The following is a 16,540-nucleotide window of genomic DNA, read 5'->3' on the forward strand; positions in this document are numbered from 1 at the left end:
GTAGGGTGCGCATTCATGCGCACCTGAATTACACCAACGTCTCCGCCAGCCCGTCGATCATCACCTGCGGCATGCCGCGTGAGCAGTGCTCGATACGGCCGCGCACGCCATACACCTGCGCCAGCGTCTCTGGCGTGATCACCTGCGATGGCTCGCCGTCCGCCAGCAGATTGCCATCCTTCAGCATCAGCGCGTGATCCGCATGACGCAGCGCGATGTTGATATCGTGCACCACCACCACCGTCACAATATTGCGCAGTCGGGTTTCACGACGCACCAGATCCATTACGTGGAACTGGTAGTTGAGGTCCAGCGCGCTAAGCGGTTCATCCAGCAGCAGCAGTTCCGGACGACGAATCAACGATTGCGCCAGGCCAACCAACTGCTTCTGTCCGCCCGACAGCTGATCGAGATAGCGCATGGCTAAATGCGCGATGCCGAGTTGCTCAAGCAGATGCATGATCTCCGCTTCGCTCGAGGCGCTGTGCAAGCCACCCGACGCGCGCTGCGCCACGATAATCGACTCCAGCACGTGCAGATGCACGCCAGCCGGCAAACTTTGCGGCAGATAAACTACGCGCTGCGCCCGGCGGGCAAACGGCTGGCCCATCAGCTCTTCACCGTTCAGCCACAGCTCGCCCTGCCCTTTGCCGAGACCGGCCAGCGCGCGCAGCAGCGTTGATTTGCCGCAGCCGTTAGGACCGAGCAACACGGTGATTTTGCCCTGCGGCAGTTCCGGCACGTTAAGATCTTCAATCACCTTGCGCTTCGGGTAACCGGCGGAGAAATTACTCAGACGTAATCCCTGTTCCATTACACCGTCCCCCGATGACGCAGAATAATGCTGAGGAAGAACGGCACGCCGACCAGCGAAGTCACAATCCCCACCGGAATGATCACGCCGGGAATCAGGTTTTTCGACGCCACCGAGGCCAGCGACAGCACCAGTGCACCGACCAGCGCGCTGGCTGGCAGGTAATAACGGTGATCTTCACCAAACATCATGCGCGCAATGTGCGGCGCGACTAGGCCGATAAAGCCAATCGGGCCGACAAAGGCCACCGCCAGCGCGGAGAGAATACTAATGCGCAGCAACGTCGCCAGGCGCAGACGGCGTACGTCGATACCAAAGCTCACCGCACGATCTTCGCCAAGGCGCAGCGCGGTCAGCTTCCAGCTGCTGAGCATTGAGAACGGAATCAGGATGGCAAAGGCGGCGGTTAACACGCCGAGCTTTTCCCACGACGCGCGCGCAAGGCTGCCCATGGTCCAGAATACCAAGCCCTGCAAGGTATCTTCGCTAGCGATGAACTGCATCATCGAGACTAATGCGTTGAAGGTGAACACCAGCGCGATACCAAACAGCACCACGCCAGAGGTTGAAACTTTGGTCCAGCGCGTCACGCCATCCAGCATCAAGGCGGCAAACAGCGCAAACACAAAGGCGTTGGCGGAGATAAACCACTGATCCGGTACGCCCGGAATGCCGATACCGAGGATGATCGCCAGCGCCGCACCAAAGGCCGCCGCCGACGAGACGCCGAGCGTAAACGGGCTAGCGAGCGGGTTATTCAGAATGGTTTGCATCTCAGCACCGGCAAGGCCAAGCGAGAAGCCCACTACCACCGCCATCAAGGCGTACGGTAAACGGATATCCCAGACAATCACGCGCGTGCCGGCATCGACCGCATCGGGATGGGTCAGCGTTTGCCATAATGTATCGAGGGAGAGCCCAGCCGGGCCGAGCGTGAAATCAAGAATTACTGAGGCCAGTATCGCCAGCACCAGCACGCCAATTAACAACAGTCGCTGGCGCAGTACCTGACGATAATGTGTGATGGTATCGGTTTCGAGGCCGTTTTCCGCCAGCAGCGTGGCGTCGGTGGTACGCATTGTTCTACCCGTTTCTTGTCGAAATCATAACGGCAGCCACAATAGTGCAGGTGATAATAATTATCAATTCAATCTGAGTAACAAAGCTTAAAAAGCAGGTGCGCAAAAATGCGCACCTTAACGTAAAAATCACTCTTTAAACGTCGGGAATTCCATCTCGCTGTATTTCACGAAGCGCGATCCGCGTGTCAGCTTGTAACCCAACCAAATCACCAGGAACAGCGGCAGGCCAATATAGGTCGCGGCCACGCCATACCAATCAATGCGGTCGGCAAGGAACGCCTGATAGTTCTGCCCCAGCGTGATGATCAGACACAGAATAAAGGCGAAGATCGGTCCCAGCGGGAAGAAGCCCGAACGGTACGGCAAATCGGCAAGGCTGTGGCCCTGCGCGATATAACCGCGACGGAAACGGTAATGGCTGATGGCGATACCCAACCAGGCGATAAAGCCGGTCATACCCGAAGTGTTCAGCAGCCACAGGTAGACTTCCTGGTTACCAAATTTCGAGCTCAGGAAGCACAATCCCGCCACCACGGTGGTGGCAATCAGCGCGTTACGCGGCACGCCACCTTTAGACAGCTTGCCGAAAATACGTGGCGCTTTGCCTTCACGTGCCAGGTTGAACAGCATGCGCGTTGAGGCGTACATACCGGAGTTACCCGCGGACAGCACCGCCGTCAGAATCACCGCGTTCATCACCGCTGCCGCTGAGAGCAGACCGGCATTCTGGAACACCAGCGTGAACGGGCTGATGGCGATATCGGTGACGTCGTTATGCAGCAGCTTCGGATCGGTGTACGGCAGAATCAGGCTAATGATCAGAATGGCAAAGATATAGAACAGCAGGATTCGCCAGAACACCTGACGCACCGCGCGCGGGATGTTCTTCGCCGGGTCCTGGGATTCACCGGCCGCGATACCAATAAGTTCGGTACCCTGGAAGGAGAAGCCGACAATCATCGCCACGCCAATCATTGCGGCAAATCCACCGGCAAACGGCGCTTCGCCGACGGTCAAGTTGTGCCAGCCAGCGTTTTCTGCGCCACGCATAATGCCGGTGATCATCAGCACGCCCACCACAATAAAGATGATGACGGTGGTCACTTTGATCAGCGAGAACCAGTATTCCGCTTCGCCGAAGCCTTTTACGGAGATGTAGTTGAGCAGGAACATCAGGCCGAGGAACAGTGCGCTCCAGATCCAGCCGGGCGTGTCCGGGAACCAGTAGTTCATGACGAGCTGCGAGGCGACGAGGTCAACGGCGATGGTGACCGCCCAGTTGTACCAATAGTTCCAGCCCAGCGCGAAACCGAAGCCTTCTTCAACGTATTTCGAACCGTAAGTGGAGAAGGAGCCAGAAACCGGCATAAATGCCGCGAGTTCGCCGAGGCTGGTCATCAGGAAGTAAACCATCAAGCCGATGAGCGCATAAGAGAGCAGCGCGCCGCCAGGTCCGGCCTGAGAAATGGTGGCACCCGAGGCGACAAACAGGCCGGTACCGATGGAGCCACCAATGGCGATCATGGTGAGATGACGCGCTTTTAATTCACGGCGCAATCCAGGTTGTTGTGTTGTTTTTGAGTCATTATGCATGTGTAAACGCTATGCTGGATAAAAATGAGGCGAGATTGTAGCAGCTAGCCCCAAGCTGTATAGCATTCACGTCGGGTTATTAGTTACCTTCATGATCGGCCAGGAATTATTAGCCGCAGCGTGTTTAGCGCTGCGATTATTCTCGGCAATACGACAGGAAACGGCTCAAAGCTTTGGAGACATGCTTCTGTCGATGATGGATGCGATACAGCGTACGCGTCAGGCGCGGCAGCGGGATCAATACTTCCACCAGCGTGCCGGCTTCCAGCAGATCTTCAATCACCCGCCGCGACAAACAGCTGATGCCCATGCCGTGACGCACCGCGTGTTTAATCGCCTCTGAGTTGCCCAACTCCATGCCGAGCTGAAACTGCGGCAGATGCGACAGCAGCAGATAATCGACGATCTCACGCGTACCCGAGCCGCGCTCGCGAAGAATCCACGGTGCGGCGGCGAGTGTTTCCAGCGTAATCGGCTGCTGCAGGATGGCGGCATCCGGCGCAGCAAATACCACCAGCTCATCTTCCAGCCACGGCTCGCTGATAATATCCAGCTCGTGACATGGACCTTCGATCAAGCCGATATCGACGCGAAAATCCGCCACCGCATTAATCGCATCCTGGCTGTTGCCGACGCTCAGCTCGAGCGGCAGCGCGGGAAAATCACGGCGATAGGCAGCGATCATGCCGGGCAGCAGATAATTGCCGATGGTGCTGCTGGCGAACAGGCGAATCGCCCCATTATCTTCTTTAAACAGCTGTTCGATTTCACCCGCCTGCTCCATCAAACCCACGGCGCGCGGATAGAGTAAACGTCCATGCTCATTCACCACCAGCCGCTTACCGACGCGGTCAAACAGCTGCACGCCAAGCTGGTTTTCCAGATCCGCTAACGCGGCGCTCACCGCCGACTGCGACAGCGCCAGCACTTGCGAAGCCTGGGTTGTCGAGCCGCTTTTCAGCACTTCGGTAAACACTTCAATCTGCCGCAACGTGATGTGCATGTGTCCCTCTTATATTACTTATTCTGGTTAATTATAAATATATTATCAATTTTATTTTTATACCAGTGCAGCGCACGCTTAAGGCAGAGATTGAATGTTAGAAGGTCGCCATAAATGGCGCCCCTACAGGAGAAAAGTATGGCTGAGTTAAGCGTGAATAAAACCCCGTTTCATCTACATCACTGGCTGCCGGGTTTGCTGCTGACCATCGCGATTGCCGGTATCGCGGCATGGCTTGGCAATCAGTCATGGTTGGCCGGTGCCGGATTCGGGGCGCTGACGTTAGCGATTATTTTGGGCATCGTGCTCGGCAACACCCTTTATCCACAGATTGCCGGAGCCTGTGACAGCGGCGTGCTGCTGGCGAAACAGCGCTTGCTGCGCCTCGGCATCATCCTGTATGGCTTTCGTATTACCGTACAGCAGATTGCTGATGTCGGTCTGAGCGGCGTGCTGATCGATGCGATGGTCCTCAGTTCAACTTTCCTGCTGACCTGTTTTATCGGCATTCGTATGCTGAAGATGGATCGTGAAACCGTGTGGCTGATTGGTGCGGGCAGTAGCATTTGCGGCGCGGCGGCGGTGCTGGCGAGTGAACCTATCGTTAAAGCTGCGCCGTCAAAAGTGGCGGTAGCGGTTGCCACCGTGGTGCTGTTTGGCACCGTTGGCATCGTGCTGTATCCGCTATTGTGGTCGCTGCTGCCGACTATTAGTGCAGAACATTTCGGCATCTTTACCGGATCGACGCTGCATGAAGTGGCGCAGGTTGTCGCGGCTGGGCATGCAATGGGTGCAGAAACCGAGAATACTGCGGTGATCGCTAAAATGCTGCGCGTGATGATGTTAGCGCCCTTCTTACTGATTCTGGGCAGCTGGCTGAAGCGTCAACGTAGCCACAGCGCGCAGCAGCAATCAATCAGTTTCCCGTGGTTCGCGCTGCTATTTATTGTGGTTGCGCTATTTAATTCGTTGCATCTGCTGCCTGCTAACGTGGTTAGTACGCTGAATCAGCTGGCAAATCTGCTGCTGGCGATGGCGATGGCGGCGCTGGGTTTAACCACGCGTTTCAGTGCCTTAAAGCAGGCCGGTTTGAAACCGCTGCTGCTCGGCTTGGTGATGTTTGGCTGGTTGATTGTTGGCGGCGGAGCACTCAATGTGCTGGTGCAACATTTCATGGCGTAATCGCATCCGCTATAGTGAGCGCTTTGCAGTAGCAATCGCCCAATCAGGAGAGCGGCATGAAATATATCGGCGCACACGTCAGTGCATCAGGCGGCGTGGACCAGGCAGTTATCCGTGCCCACGAACTCGAAGCCACCGCGTTTGCTTTGTTCACCAAAAATCAGCGCCAGTGGAAAGCAGCACCGCTGTCAGGAGAAGTGATCGATGCGTTTAAAACCGCCTGCGATCGCTATAACTTCACCTCTGCGCAGATCCTGCCGCACGATAGCTATCTGATTAACCTTGGCCATCCGGTGATGGAAGCATTGGAGAAATCGCGCGAAGCTTTCCTCGATGAGATGCAGCGTGCCGAGCAGTTGGGTTTGACCTTGCTGAACTTCCATCCCGGCAGCCATCTTAAGCAAATTGATGAAGAAGCGTGCCTGAAGCGTATCGCCGAATCGATCAACATCGCACTGGATAAAACCAGCAGCGTGGTGGCGGTGATCGAAAACACCGCTGGCCAGGGCAGCAACCTCGGTTTCCGCTTCGAGCACCTCGCCACCATTATTGAACACGTGGAAGATAAGTCGCGCGTTGGCGTGTGCATTGATACCTGCCATGCGTTTGCGGGCGGTTACGATCTGCGTACCGAAGAAGCCTGCGCGGAGACGTTTAGCGATTTTGAACGCATCGTCGGTTTCCAATATCTGCGCGGGATGCACCTGAATGATGCCAAGAGCACGCTGGGCAGTCGCGTCGACCGCCATCACAGTTTGGGTGAAGGCAATATTGGCAAAACCGCATTTAGCTGGCTGATGAAGGATAAACGTTTTGACGGCATTCCGATGATTCTGGAAACCATCAATCCCGATATCTGGAAGGATGAGATTGCGTGGCTGAAGTCAGAGCAGCAGGGTTAATGATTTAACCAGGTCGCCATGAATGGCGACCCTACGTAATGGTTCTGTATTGATGCCAGCCATAAACGAAAGGGAGCCGAGGCTCCCTTTTTCATGTCTGGCGAAGATTACGCTGCTTTTACCAGCTCTTCTTCCGGACGTTTCAGGATGGCGTAGCCAAGACCTGCCACCGCAGTACCAATCACAATCGCCATCAGATAACCCAACACTGGGGTAATCGCGCCAGGAATCAGCAGGACGAAAAGACCACCGTGCGGTGCCATCAGTTTCGCGCCAATCGCCATGGAAATCGCACCGGTTACCGCGCCGCCAATGATACAGCATGGCAGCACACGCATTGGGTCACGCGCCGCAAACGGAATGGCACCTTCAGAGATAAAGCACAGACCAAGTACCAGCGCCGCTTTACCGCCTTCCTGCTGACCTTTGTTGAACTTACGACGCGCAACAATCGTCGCCAGGCCCATCGCCAGCGGTGGCACCATACCGGCCGCCATAATTGCCGCCATCGGTGCGTAGGTTTGTGAACTGAGCAGACCAACACCAAATGCGTAAGCCACTTTGTTCACCGGACCGCCCATGTCGGTACACATCATGCCACCGAGAATCGCGCCCAGCAGTACTGCGTTCGCCGTACCCATGTTTGCCAGCCAGGTTGTCAGGCCAGTCATGATGCCAGCAACCGGCTTACCAACCACGTAAATCATCAGCAAACCGGTAATCAAACTCGCCACCAGCGGAATGATCAGAATCGGCTTCAACGCTTCCATACTCTGCGGCAACTTCACTTTGCTGCTGAGCATCTTCGCGGCGTAACCCGCAATGAAACCGGCGATGATGCCGCCAAGGAAACCGGCGTTAATGCTGGTGGCGATCATACCGCCAATCAAACCTGGCGTCAGACCCGGGCGGTCCGCAATCGAGAAGGCAATGAAGCCGGCCAGAACGGGCACCATCAGCGCAAAGGCGCTGCCGCCACCAATCTGCATCAGTGCCGCTGCTAAGGTGCCCGGCTCTTTAAATGCGGTGATACCAAAGGCGAATGACAGCGCGATGCTCAAACCACCAGCGACCACCATCGGCAGCATGTACGAAACACCAGTCAGCAGGTGACGATAGGCACCGGCTTTCTCTTTGCTGTCGCCATGCGCGCTAGCCGCCTGATTGCCGCTCGGCTGATAGGTTTTCGCTTCGGCCTGCGCTTTATCCAGCTCCTGCGCGGTTTTCTTCAGCGCCAGACTGGTTGAGGTGCGGTACATCGGCTTACCGGCAAATTTCGCCAGATCCACATCGATATCAGCCGCGACGATCACCAGATCGGCTGCCGCCACTTCTTCTGGCGTAATCGCGTTGCCAGCGCCCACAGAACCACGGGTTTCGACTTTCACCCACCAGCCACGCTTGGTCGCTTCGGCCTGAATAGCTTCGGCGGCCATAAAGGTATGGGCAACGCCAGTTGGGCAAGCGGTCACCGCCACGATGCGTTTCTGCCCACCGCTCTGCGCCGCCACTGGCGCGGCAGCGGTTGCTGCAGCAGCAGGCTGCCAGGTTTTGGCACTCGCTTTGGCTTGATTGATTGCCGCCAGCGGATCGCGCAGCGCTTGCTGCACATCAACCAGCGCCAGCGATTTACCCGCCAGCTCTGCGTCGTTTGGCGCATTATGGCCAGCAACCAGCACCAGTTCAGCTTCGGCGGCATTATCGGTCAGCGTCAGTCCGGCTTGTGCCGCCGTCGCACGTAAGCGTTCCAGCGCCAGATGTCCTGAAGCCAGTCCCAGTGAAGAATCTTTTATCAGCAGCGTTTTCATTATCGCTCTCCTGCTGTTAGTTAACGGGTTGTAAGTCGACGCGCGCCATCATCGCGGCCAACTGAGTACGATCTTTAACGCCAACGTTGCTTTGGCTGACGGCCATCGCCGCCACTGCCGTTGCCAGACGCAGCGTGTGCTCGCTGGATTCACGCATCAGTAAGCCGTAAATCAGGCCGCCGACCATCGAATCGCCGGCACCAACGGTGCTGACCACTTCACAAGCAGGCGGTTTGGCGATCCATTCGCCAGAAGCATTCACCCACAGCGCGCCTTCCGCACCGAGAGAAATCACCACGTGCGCAATACCTTGCTCACGCAGTTCATGTGCAGCACCAATCACGTCCTGCAGCGCAGGCAGTTTGCGACCAGCCCAAATCTCCAGCTCGCGGCGGTTCGGTTTCACCAGCCACGGCGCGGCTTTCAGACCGGCGACCAGCGCTTCGCGGCTGCTGTCGAAGATGATGCACGGGCACAGTGTGCGCAGATCGCTCATCCACTTGGTGAACGCTTCTGGCGCTACGCCGGCTGGCAAGCTGCCGCTAACGCACACCATGTCGAACTGGCCCAGCCAGGTGAGTGAATCAGCGGTGAAGCGCTCCCAATCCTGCGCGGTGACGTCAAAACCGGAGAAATTCAGGTCGGTTACATCGCCGTCTTTTTCGGTCAGCTTAACGTTGATACGCGTACGGCCCTGCACCACCTGAAAACGGTTAGCAATGCCGAGCTCGCTGAACAGCTGCTGAAAGCCGTCCTGATTCTCTTTACCGAGGAAACCGCCGACGGTGACATCAATACCCAGATCCTTCAGCACCTTGGCAACGTTGATGCCCTTACCCGCCGCGTGCAGACCGGTGGTTTTCACCAGGTTAACTTCACCGCGCTCAATTTCTGGCGTGTAACCGACCAGATCGTAAGCCGGGTTTAAGGTAATTGTTGCGACACGACGACTCATGCTGCCCCCTCGCCTAAACCGGCGTTAATGGCTTCTTCAATCGCGTTCAGCGCCTGCTGCGCATCATCACCGCTGGCGGTAAAGCGCAGGCGATGGCCTTTTTTCACGCCCAGCGCGACGACTTTCATCAGGCTACGGCCGTTAGCGGGTTTACCGCTGCCGTCGAGATTGGTCACAGTGATATCGCTGTTGAACTGTTTGATCACAGTAACCAGCGCCGTGCCCGGACGCGCATGCAATCCGTGTTCGTTGCGAATGGTGAACTCCGCGGTCAGCAGCTCAGCGGCTTCATCGACTTCGCTGGTCAGCAGCGCCAGAATCCCGGCGGCATCGGCCTTCAGCAGACGTTCAGCTTTGTTGGTTAGCAGCAAGTTACTGAGGTAGCCCAGCACCTCCAGCGGACGCTGATCGTTAGCCGCCACGGTCAGCAGCAGCGCAACGTTTTCGCCCTGATGCTGGAATGGCACAGCGGTGCGGCTGACAGCCACTGCGCTGCCAATATTGCCGTTAGCGCTGTCGCTCAGCCAGATGCCCTGACCCAGGCTCAGCGGTGCCCGTGAAATCACGTCAGCAATAAAGGACGCGTCTACCGCGCATGCAGCCTGCAGACGACCGGCGTTCAGTGCCTGTAAGGTGATCAAATCGCTGGCCGCTACATCAACGGCAATCAGCGAGGTATCGAATTTGAATTCTGCCGCCTGGTTTTCGCCCATCAGCAAGGCTCGCAGATCTTCCGCAGAAGCGGTTTTCAGCTGTTCAGCAATGCTGTCGTCGCTTAATACGTGGGTGAGCTGGCGCAGCAACGCGAGGTGTTCATCAGACTTGGCAGCAATACCGATCGCCACATACGCCGTTTGCCCCTCGCCCCAATCCACGCCCTGCGGGAACTGATAAACCTGTACACCGGTTTTCAGTACCAGGTCGCGAGTGTCGGTGGTGCCGTGCGGAATGGCAATGCCGTTACCCAGGAAAGTGGTGGTTTGCTGTTCGCGCGCCAGCATGCCGTTAACGTAGCCTTCGGCCACATTGCCCGCAGCGGTTAACGCAGCGGCAACCTGGCGAATGGCCTCTTCTTTATTCTGTGCGCTAGCACCGGTATGAATGGCCTGAACTTCGAGCTGGAACATATCTCTCCTCGCTTGCTGTATTGAATCGTTTCAGCTAGATGTTGAAAAAAGATGCTATGCATCGCGGACTTAGCCGGAATGACAACGCTGAAACGTTTCAGGGAATATGGTACAGCCACGAACAGCAGGCAAGAAAATGCGCGATCTGAGTAGCAGATTTTTGACGTCCCGCACACTTCATGTTGGATTTAAGATTTTTACCGGCAGGCAGGCTGATGCTTTTGCTGTACAGGCAACCGGCACTAAGCCAAATTCTTCAGCTCGGCGTCAGCAACCGGTTCAAGGTGCGGTATCGGCTTCCAGTTTTAACAAGAACGTCATAGCGCTATCACGGCTGCTGCCGCACATTTCCGCGCTCGGTTGTAAACCGGCACAGACCGCAGGACGCAGCGGTGAACCAAAGATTTTGCAGCGCTGCTGCTCATCGAGCTGCACGCAACGGGTGTTGGCCGGCTTACCGTGTGGCATGCCAGGAATCGGGGATGAGATTGAGGGGGCTGTGCAACAGGCACCGCACTGGTCACGACAAAACATCATGCGCTCCTGTAGACATTTCGCCGCGACAATAACAGTCTGAGCCCGCGAATGCCATGCACCGGCAACAATTTTACATTGCCTCGCTTGCCAGTTTTTCGCCGCGCGAGTAACGTGACGCGCATTAACCTCCTGTCAGCGAGAAAACCACCATGCCAAAGGCAAATGAGATCAAAAAAGGGATGGCTGTCACCTGGAACGGCAAACTGTTGCTGGTGAAAGACATTGATGTACAGAGCCCAAGTGCTCGCGGTGCCGCGACGCTTTATAAGATGCGTTTTACCGATGTCCGCACCGGCCTGAAAGTGGAAGAGCGCTTCAAAGGCGACGATATTATTGACGCCATTTCGCTCAGCCGCCGCGCCGTCACCTTCTCTTATATAGATGGTGATGAGTATGTGTTTATGGATGACGAAGACTACACGCCGTACAACTTCAAGAAAGAGCAAATCGAAGAAGAGCTGCTGTTTATTCCTGAAGGCGGCATTCCCGGCATTCAGGTACTGACGATGGACGGCCAGGTATTGGCGCTTGAATTGCCACAAACCGTCGACATGGAAATTGTTGATACCTCGCCGGGCATCAAAGGCGCCTCCGCCAGCGCGCGATCCAAACCCGCGGGCATGAGCACCGGCTTATCCATTCAGGTGCCAGAATATCTGAGCAATGGCGATCGCATCCGCATTCATATTGCGGAACGTCGTTACATGGGACGCGCTGACTCATAACGTGCTTCCGTCCGGCCGCCGGTGATTGTTATAGTATAACAAGGCCGTGCGTGCCGGATGCCCCTCATCCGCGCGCGATTTATTCTCTTTTTTTGGGAGCCCTTTTGTGACGCGCGTAAACCTCATCACCGGATTTCTCGGCAGCGGAAAAACCACCACGCTGCTACATCTGTTAACCAACAAACCCGCCGACGAAAATTGGGCGATTCTGGTCAACGAATTTGGCGAAATTGGCATCGACGGCGCACTGCTCGCCGATCGTGGTGCCACGCTGAAAGAGATTCCCGGCGGCTGCATGTGCTGCGTTAACGGCTTGCCGCTGCAGGTTGGGCTGAACATGCTGCTGAAGCAGGCGAAACCCGATCGTCTGATTATCGAACCCACCGGTCTTGGCCATCCTAAACAGCTGCTGAACATGCTGCGTGCTGCGGTCTATCAACCCTGGATTCAGGTGGATGCCACCTTAACGTTGCTCGATCCGCGCCAGCTCGCCGACGCACGCGTGGTGGAGAATGAGAACTTCCGCGATCAGCTGGTGGCGGCCGATGTCATCGTGGCGAACAAAAGCGATCGCTGGAGCGATGAGGATCGTCAGCGTTTACAGGATTGGCAGCTGCAATTTTTGGGTGAGCGCCAGCTGGTAGAAGCGGCCTGGGGTGCGATCGATCCCGCGCTGCTGACGCAACCCGCCTTGGCGGATCGTGCGGTTCCCGATGCAGCCCACCACCACCACGCTTCCCGCCCACAGGGCTTAGCCGCACTGAAACTGGATGGTCAGGCGCGCTGGCGTCGGGCGCTCAATGAAGGCCAGGGTTATGCTTCCTGCGGCTGGATTTTTGATGAGGAAACCGTGTTCGATACCATTGCCGCACTAGAGTGGGCGCGGCTTGCGCCGGTGGATCGCGTTAAAGGCGTACTGCGCACGTCGGACGGTTTAGTCAACATCAATCGCCAGGGCGAAGACTTGTTTATCGAAACGCGCCCTACTACACCGCCGGATAGCCGCATCGAATTAATCCATCATCAGCCCGTAGACTGGAACCTTTTGCAGACCGCCTTGTTGAAGATTCGTTTAAATTAGATGCGTTAGGTTGCCCCGTTGTTTTCACTTTGGATTTATTTTTTTATGCGCGCGTCACGATTAATCACCATCCTGCTGCTGAATGCGCTAGGGATAATGCTGTTTATTTCATGGTACCTGCCGCCCGATCACGGGTTCTGGTTTGGTATCGATAAAGCCATCTTTTATGGCTTCAATGACCAGATGGTTGACCATCACGGCTTCGCGCTGTTAGTGGCCATCACTAACTTTCGCGGCTTCGATGTGGTTTCACTGCTGGCGATGGGTGCGCTGTATCTGTGCTTCTGGCGTCGCGAAACACCGCAAGGACGCCGTCGCATGCTCGCGATTGGCATCACCATGTTGCTAAGCGCCGTGATCCTGAACCAGCTCGGCCATCTGCTGCCGGTGCAACACTCCAGCCCAACGCTGTTCTTTGACAATGTGCATCGCGTAAGCGAACTGACCGGCATCCCGGCCAAAGATGCCTCGAAAGATAGCTTCCCGGGCGACCACGGCATGATGCTGATGATCTTCACCTGCTTTATGTGGCGCTATTTCGGCTTCCGCGCGTTTCTGGTGGGACTGGCGATTAGCGTGGTGTTTGCTCTGCCACGCGTGATGGCGGGTGCGCACTGGTTTACCGATATTGCTGTCGGTTCGTTGTCGGTGGTGCTGGTTGGCATGAGCTGGTGCCTGTTGACGCCATTCAGCGATAAGCTAGTCAATTGGCTGGACCGTTCGTTGCCGGGCAAATATAAGCCGCGCAGGTAATTGTTAAGCGCGAGTGATCATAGAATAAAAAGTCGATCGCTCGCGCTTATTTAAAACCTGAATAAACTATTAGCAAACTAACATTATTCAGGTAAAAGAAAAGATTATGATGAAAAACGCGGAACAATAGCCTTTATCTTAGTCTGTCCAGCCCGAACCCTCTTAAAATCGGCCTTAGCGCCAGAATTACCCCCTTATTGCACCGCTGTTTGGCTATTAAATCGCTGCCAATTGTTGATAAACTAGCCATTGTGTTACAGATTGATTTCACATCGAAAAAACCTTTGAATATTTATATAAAAGCACTCGCCACGCGGTCTGTAATCGGTTAACCTCAAATCCGATTAGTAAGCAACAGCATAAAATGCGGTGCTTAAAGCTACAAAAATGTGTGCATTAACACATTTTAGTAATTAAGGATTTGTCTTAGACGGCCGTACTTATTAATCTCAACCCGTTTTGTCATCTGGCTGACGACATTCTGTCGTAAGGAAACCGAAGGAATTCACGTACAATGGTCAAGTCTCAACCAATACTGAGATACCTCAGGCGGATCATTCCCGCAGTTGCTCTGGCAACACTATTATCAGCATGTAGCAGCACCCATAACGGTCAGAACGCGAATAACGAGAATCATGAAGTTAACAACCAGAATGGTTTTTTACTTCAAGCGTCTCAGGACGAATTTGAACAGATGGTGCAGAACGTGGACGTTAAGTCCCGCATCATGGAACAGTACAGTGACTGGAAAGGTGTACGTTATCGCTTAGGCGGCGACACCAAACGCGGCATTGATTGTTCTGCTTTTGTTCAGCGCACCTTTCGCGAGCAGTTTGGTTTAGATTTGCCACGCTCAACGTCAGAACAGCAAGACACCGGCAAAGAGATTTCACGCAATAAATTGCGCGCAGGTGACTTAGTGCTGTTCCGCGCCGGTTCTACCGGTCGCCACGTTGGCATTTATCTCGGCAACGATAATTTTGTTCACGCATCCACTAGCAGTGGCGTGATGATTTCCAATCTGAATGACAGTTATTGGAAAAATCGTTACCGTGAAGCGCGTCGGGTTCTCGCTAAAAACCCGAGCTAACGTATTCTTTTGAAGATCCTCTCAGCCAGAGAATCAGAAAACGCTGCCCCGGCAGCGTTTTTTTTTCGCCCACTGTTTTTAACTCAAATCCAATCGATAAAAAGTAATTGAGAATCAAAAATATAACGAGACATTCTTCGCGCTCTCGTTATATTCTCGTTGACTTCCTGATACCCAAACATCGCCCTTCAGACGCCGTGATTACTGCGATGTCGGCAGGACTCTGGGTAATGACCAAAGTGATAAACATAATAAAAAATGGCAAGACAAGGGGAATACACTCCATGCCACTTTCGGGGACATTAAAACGCCACGCCAGCTACTCAAGACGCATCGCCTGGAGTAGCGTAATCATCGGCACGTTGTTTTTTCTGCTTTTTGTCACCGTCCTGTTAACACTGACCTGGCAAAAACGCGTACAACAACATCAACAGCTACTGGCTCACAGCCGTGACGATTTACAACAGGTCATTACAACCCTGGTGGATACGCTTTATCCACTGCAGCAATACACACAATTAACCTGTAACAGCGTCGGCCGTGAGCTGACTTCTCGCGCCGCGTTTGCCGGGAATATCCGCGCCATCCTGCTGGTCCGCGACAGTAATGCTTACTGCTCTTCTGCTACGGGCAGTTTTTTGCTGGCTGCCAACGCGATATCGCCTGAATCTGAACTGGAACGCGATCGCGATATGCGCTTACTGGAAGGCACGCCATTGCTACCAACGAAACCGGCGCTGGCGCTTTGGCTGAAAAATCCAGGTTCGGCAGAGACCGGCATTCTGGCCACCATGAACATTAGCCTGACGCCTTACCAGTTGCTGGCTTCCTATCATCCCGAAATCACCGGTATGGCGTTGGTGATCGGTAATAAGGCGCTACTCAGCGGCAGCAATAAGGTGGTGCACGCCAGTGATTTGCCTGCATCGCTGCATGAAATAGCCTTTAACAATAGCGACCTGCACTTTGTGCTGTTTGGCAGCACCTTAGCGCCACGTGATTACTCACTGACGCTGCTCACTGGGATACTATTTTCCTTACTGGTTTCCGCTTTGAGTTGGCTATTGCTGACTCGACATCAGCGTCCGGGCAAAGAGATCATGCAGGGAATCAAACGCGGGCAGTTTCACGTTGAATACCAACCGCTGGTTACCGCACATGATGGACAACCTTACGGCGTGGAAGCGCTGCTGCGCTGGACGCATCCCACTGAAGGCATGATTCCGCCTGATGCCTTTATAAGCTACGCCGAAGCGCAAAACCTGATTATTCCGCTCACCCAGCATCTGTTTACCCTGGTGGCACGCGATGCACAGTTTCTCTGTAAACAACTGCCGCGTGGCACACGTCTGAGCCTCAATCTCTCGCCGCTGCATCTCGCCTCAGAGAGTTTCCGTCATGATGTACAGGTATGGATTAACGCCATGCCGCCTGATCATTTCAACTATGTGTTTGAGATTACCGAACGCACTATGGTCGGGGAAAAAAATGCCGGTGAAATCTTCGCCTGGCTGCACGAAAACAATTTCAAAATTGCGATTGATGATTTTGGCACCGGACACAGTGCGCTGATCTACCTGGAAAAATATCCTTTCGATTATCTGAAAATCGATCGTGGATTCGTGCAAAGCATTGGTACGGAAACCGTTACCTCGCCGGTTCTTGATGCGGTGCTGCTGCTGGCGAAAAAACTTAACCTGAAAACCGTGGCGGAAGGCGTTGAAACCGGCGACCAAGCGGCATGGCTGGTGAATCGCGGCGTGACGCATTTACAGGGCTATCTGTTTAGCCGCCCGCTACGACCTGAAAAACTCGCCAGTTACTTCCAACGCCAGCGCATACTGAGTTAGCATCACGCGAACCCCATGAAACTGCTACCATAAAGTGC

At 54.8% G+C, this 16,540-nt stretch carries 15 protein-coding genes; 7 read left to right on the forward strand and 8 right to left on the reverse strand.

Translation table 11 applies throughout. The annotated features are described in order from the left end of the window. Positions 1-28 precede the first annotated feature (28 nt). The 4 genes from ACXIZX_RS12490 to yieE form a co-directional block, all read right to left on the reverse strand. The gene (locus ACXIZX_RS12490; protein WP_179450089.1) at positions 29-814 is read right to left on the reverse strand and encodes an ABC transporter ATP-binding protein; all 786 of its coding nucleotides are present in this window, start codon (positions 812-814) and stop codon (positions 29-31) included. Further along, a complete protein-coding gene (locus ACXIZX_RS12495; RefSeq protein WP_154181553.1) occupies positions 814-1,893 on the reverse strand; it encodes a FecCD family ABC transporter permease in 1,080 nt (359 codons plus the stop codon). The genes ACXIZX_RS12490 and ACXIZX_RS12495 overlap by 1 nt, the downstream gene beginning before the upstream one ends. Positions 1,894-2,022: 129 nt before the next feature. Next, positions 2,023-3,489 (reverse strand): amino acid permease, encoded by a 1,467-nt coding sequence (locus ACXIZX_RS12500; protein WP_179450087.1) that lies wholly within the window; start codon positions 3,487-3,489, stop codon positions 2,023-2,025. A gap of 136 nt (positions 3,490-3,625) precedes the next feature. Then, positions 3,626-4,492, reverse strand: coding sequence for a DNA-binding transcriptional regulator YeiE (yieE, locus tag ACXIZX_RS12505; RefSeq protein WP_061717796.1), 867 nt, complete (start codon positions 4,490-4,492; stop codon positions 3,626-3,628). A 138-nt stretch (positions 4,493-4,630) separates the two neighbouring features. On the opposite strand from yieE, the gene ACXIZX_RS12510 reads away from it, so the two are divergent. Beyond that, positions 4,631-5,674: a YeiH family putative sulfate export transporter gene (locus ACXIZX_RS12510; protein WP_277966190.1), complete on the forward strand. Its 1,044-nt coding sequence runs from the start codon at positions 4,631-4,633 to the stop codon at positions 5,672-5,674. Between the two features lie 56 nt (positions 5,675-5,730). Next, entirely contained in the window at positions 5,731-6,576 is an 846-nt protein-coding gene (gene nfo / locus ACXIZX_RS12515) for a deoxyribonuclease IV (RefSeq protein WP_008104999.1), read from the forward strand. A gap of 107 nt (positions 6,577-6,683) precedes the next feature. On the opposite strand, the gene fruA is transcribed toward nfo, so the two are convergent. The 4 genes from fruA to ACXIZX_RS12535 form a co-directional block, all read right to left on the reverse strand. Beyond that, positions 6,684-8,384, reverse strand: coding sequence for a PTS fructose transporter subunit IIBC (gene fruA, locus ACXIZX_RS12520; protein WP_479404279.1), 1,701 nt, complete (start codon positions 8,382-8,384; stop codon positions 6,684-6,686). 16 nt (positions 8,385-8,400) lie between these two features. Beyond that, entirely contained in the window at positions 8,401-9,339 is a 939-nt protein-coding gene (gene fruK, locus ACXIZX_RS12525) for a 1-phosphofructokinase (protein WP_008105004.1), read from the reverse strand. Beyond that, a complete protein-coding gene (fruB, locus tag ACXIZX_RS12530; RefSeq protein WP_479404280.1) occupies positions 9,336-10,466 on the reverse strand; it encodes a fused PTS fructose transporter subunit IIA/HPr protein in 1,131 nt (376 codons plus the stop codon). Before fruB ends, fruK begins: the two co-directional genes overlap by 4 nt. A 279-nt stretch (positions 10,467-10,745) precedes the next feature. Then, positions 10,746-11,000: a YkgJ family cysteine cluster protein gene (locus ACXIZX_RS12535; RefSeq protein ID WP_008105007.1), complete on the reverse strand. Its 255-nt coding sequence runs from the start codon at positions 10,998-11,000 to the stop codon at positions 10,746-10,748. A 152-nt stretch (positions 11,001-11,152) separates the two neighbouring features. On the opposite strand from ACXIZX_RS12535, the gene yeiP reads away from it, so the two are divergent. The 5 genes from yeiP (at position 11,153) to ACXIZX_RS12560 (ending at position 16,502) form a co-directional block, all read left to right on the forward strand. After that, the gene (gene yeiP, locus ACXIZX_RS12540; protein WP_008105009.1) at positions 11,153-11,728 is read left to right on the forward strand and encodes an elongation factor P-like protein YeiP; all 576 of its coding nucleotides are present in this window, start codon (positions 11,153-11,155) and stop codon (positions 11,726-11,728) included. A gap of 106 nt (positions 11,729-11,834) precedes the next feature. Beyond that, the gene (locus ACXIZX_RS12545) at positions 11,835-12,809 is read left to right on the forward strand and encodes a CobW family GTP-binding protein (protein ID WP_479404281.1); all 975 of its coding nucleotides are present in this window, start codon (positions 11,835-11,837) and stop codon (positions 12,807-12,809) included. A gap of 45 nt (positions 12,810-12,854) precedes the next feature. Continuing rightward, on the forward strand, positions 12,855-13,562 hold the full coding sequence (locus ACXIZX_RS12550; protein WP_479404282.1) for a phosphatase PAP2 family protein: 708 nt from the start codon (positions 12,855-12,857) through the stop codon (positions 13,560-13,562). A 514-nt stretch (positions 13,563-14,076) separates the two neighbouring features. Then, the gene (gene mepS / locus ACXIZX_RS12555) at positions 14,077-14,652 is read left to right on the forward strand and encodes a bifunctional murein DD-endopeptidase/murein LD-carboxypeptidase (RefSeq protein WP_008105015.1); all 576 of its coding nucleotides are present in this window, start codon (positions 14,077-14,079) and stop codon (positions 14,650-14,652) included. Positions 14,653-14,936: 284 nt separating this feature from the next. Then, complete coding sequence (locus ACXIZX_RS12560; RefSeq protein WP_154155883.1) at positions 14,937-16,502, forward strand: cyclic di-GMP phosphodiesterase; 1,566 nt, start codon at positions 14,937-14,939, stop codon at positions 16,500-16,502. The last annotated feature ends 38 nt before the right edge of the window (positions 16,503-16,540 follow it).

Source organism: Candidatus Pantoea symbiotica (assembly GCF_056491525.1).